The sequence below is a fragment of the Limosilactobacillus pulli genome (genome assembly GCF_947381555.1).
Lineage (GTDB): Bacteria > Bacillota > Bacilli > Lactobacillales > Lactobacillaceae > Limosilactobacillus > Limosilactobacillus pulli.
In genome coordinates this window covers 1-3061 of the sequence record NZ_CANCWQ010000057.1, presented here as the reverse complement: position 1 = coordinate 3061, position 3061 = coordinate 1, and the positions used below count along the sequence as shown (strand labels likewise).

The following is a 3061-nucleotide window of genomic DNA, read 5'->3' as shown; positions in this document are numbered from 1 at the left end:
CGCGTTTTGATCAACCGCTGGCGTGATTAACTCTGGCTCGTATTGATCCTTGTTTGCCTTCACGTTGACCTTAGCCGTGACGTCCTCGCTTGACCCATCTGGGTAAGCTACATGCAAAAGACCAGTAGCTGTTTGCCCAGCCTTAGAAGTGTCAGGCTTCGTCGTCCAACTATACGTTGTCCCCTTTGGCAACTTGTCTTGGTTGGTGACTACGCTGTCTGGAGCCACTTCCGCGTTTTGATCAACCGCTGGCGTGATTAACTCTGGCTCGTATTGATCCTTGTTTGCCTTCACGTTGACCTTAGCCGTGACGTCCTCGCTTGACCCATCTGGGTAAGCTACATGCAAAAGACCAGTAGCTGTTTGCCCAGCCTTAGAAGTGTCAGGCTTCGTCGTCCAACTATACGTTGTCCCCTTTGGCAACTTGTCTTGGTTGGTGACTACGCTGTCTGGAGCCACTTCCGCGTTTTGATCAACCGCTGGCGTGATTAACTCTGGCCGGTATTGTTCCGCATCATTTTGCGTCACGTTATAAGTTACCGTGACCGGCTCGGATTCCGATTGATCACCATAAACTACCTTGGCTTGACCAGTCTTGTCGTTCCCAACTTCACTGGTATCTGGCGCGGTCGTCCAAACGACCTTCGCTCCATCTGGCAAACTTACCGCTTGTCCCTTGGCGTCCTTCAGGGTCACCGCGCTGCTATCAAGACTGTCACCTTCTTTTACTTTTTGACCGTGAGTCAAGGTGACCGGTTTCCCAGCCGCAACGGTGTAGTTACTCTTATCAGTCTTAGCCACCACATTGACGGTCACTGGAACTGAACTGGTCGTATGATCACCGTACGTTACAATTACGTTTGGCGTGTACGAACCAACCGTTGCGGTATCAACTGGCGTATTCGGATCCCACGCGTACGTTGCATCACTTGGTACATCACCGTTGTACTTAACGGCGTCCTTTGCTTGACCGGTGGTCAACGTCGTCCCTTGTTCCACGGTAAGCGGGTCACTGGCGACCGGAGCATAAAGCTTATTTTCAGCCTGCTTCTTTACATAAACATAAGCATCGTGGTGCGTCTTTGAGTACGTCCCCGTGACGTCACTGGAGCCAACTTCGTAGTAATTAGTTGGCACCGTGTAGGTAAAGCTGTAATTTTCCCCAATGTTGCCATGAATGGTCTGAACATTATCAGCATCAAGTTCTGGCCCATCGGACGGTGCGTAGGAACTGTTGTTAACGCCCGTCACATCAATGAAGTGCAGCCGCATTTCGCTGCCTTTGGGATCGTTGTCCTTGGCGTAGTAGTAAATATAGCTGTCACCGACCTGACCAATTCGGTTGGTGTAAGTATAGAATTTACCACCCGGGACACCAAAACTCATATGATCGTTGTAGCTCTCACGCCCCAAGACCTTGCTGGCATTCGTCAACGGACTCCCATTATAGTACGGAGTCGCCCTCACGGTCCCATCGGTATGAATCACCGTTTGCTTAATTACGACACTATCCGACAAAGCTAAATCATAAGTTTGCCCAACTTTATATGGCGCAATCGTACCGTCTTCATAAGGTAAGCCCAGGAACTTAGGTTCGGATACCAAATGATACCCCGTAACCGTTGGAGCATCACCCTTAACTTTGAAGCCTTGATAACCAAAGCCACTAATTTCCATTGGTTGAACAATGTCTTTTCCAGTTGCTTGGTCCACGTATCTAACCTTGGTCGAAGTTTTCTGTGGGATCGCACTTGCCCAGAAACTGATTGGCTCCGTTTTGGCCGCCTCATCATTTTGTTCGTAAGTATTAGAGCCGTACGTAGGGTCCAATAAGCCCCCATCAAAGACCGGTAACAGCCCCCAGCCTCCTTCAAAGCCACTTAACTTAACTGTGAAGGAGTCACCATAGTTTTGGAAAATTAAATCATGGGTACTGCCACCGATGCCACCGATCCCAGAATATTGCTCTTTGGTGCTATCCCCGGGCTTAGTCGTCGTCGTGGAAGTTTTTTGCCAATAAGTGTGAATCGTGTAGCTGTACAGATTTTTATCACTTGGATCTTGGCTCCGCGCTAACAGGATTACCCGGTGATATTGTTCACTAAAATCAACGTACGCCGCAAAGAAATACTTGTCAGGATTGCTGGCAATGATCCCCGTCCCCGGCTTTGAAGTTTTCCCAAAAATCGTATCCAGCGTATCACCAGGATAGTCATAGCCATGGCGCCCCGTATCCACCGTCTTATTGACCCATGTCTGGCCATCTCTGGTTCCCGTCGCAGTGTGGAGCAGGTAATCGGATAGCAACGGTTGTTTCACTTTGGTATACGTCTGCGTCGTTGGTGGCAACTCCGTGTCAGTCCCACTATTTGTTAACCTAACTAAATTGGTCGACAGTATTGCCGCTTGGGCCGCTGAAAGCGTCGTGTCAGTCCCACTAGTTGTTAACCTAGCTAAATTGGTCAACAGTATTGCCGCTTGGGTCGCTGGAAGCGTAGTTTCATCCACCGTCACGGTTTGATCACTTGAAGCCGGTGCACCAGCCGCACTGGTGTTTGAAGTCTGGTTAGCCGATACCGTCCCCGCTTGGTTGGCCGTTGAGGAGGACGCATTGTCCGAGTTCGCCGGCGCTGAGCTCTGACTGGCCGCAGGCGCCGTTACTTGGGTCGCCGAGGTCGTTTGACTGGCAGTCGCAGCAGAGCTGGTCGCACTGGTGGCCTGACTGTTGCTGGCCTGCGATCCACTTGCTACCCCAGTCGCTGACGAACCAGACGCGCCCGAGCCAGCGCTAGTCGCAACCGTGCTTGTGGCCGCTTGGGCAACCGGCGCTTGACTGGCCAGATTATAACCAAAAATCGTAAATCCTAACAGAACGGAAACCACCCCGATATTCAGCTTTCTTAAGCCAAACCGTTGCTTCTTGCGTAACGTTTGGAATTCCTTATTCATTCATCTAATCCCCTTTCTTTTGAGTAAGCCATCCAAATACGTCAATTGCTAGTTTGTAACATTCCAAATTTTGCTAGATTATTCGTCATGACAAGTGCCTCGATCTGTGCTT

General features: G+C 50.1%; 1 protein-coding gene. It reads right to left on the bottom strand.

The features are described 5' to 3' along the window. The coding region (locus QOS03_RS08975) for a Rib/alpha-like domain-containing protein (protein WP_283576171.1) at window positions 1-2949 on the bottom strand (2949 nt) is incomplete at its 3' end. Between the last annotated feature and the right edge of the window lie 112 nt (window positions 2950-3061).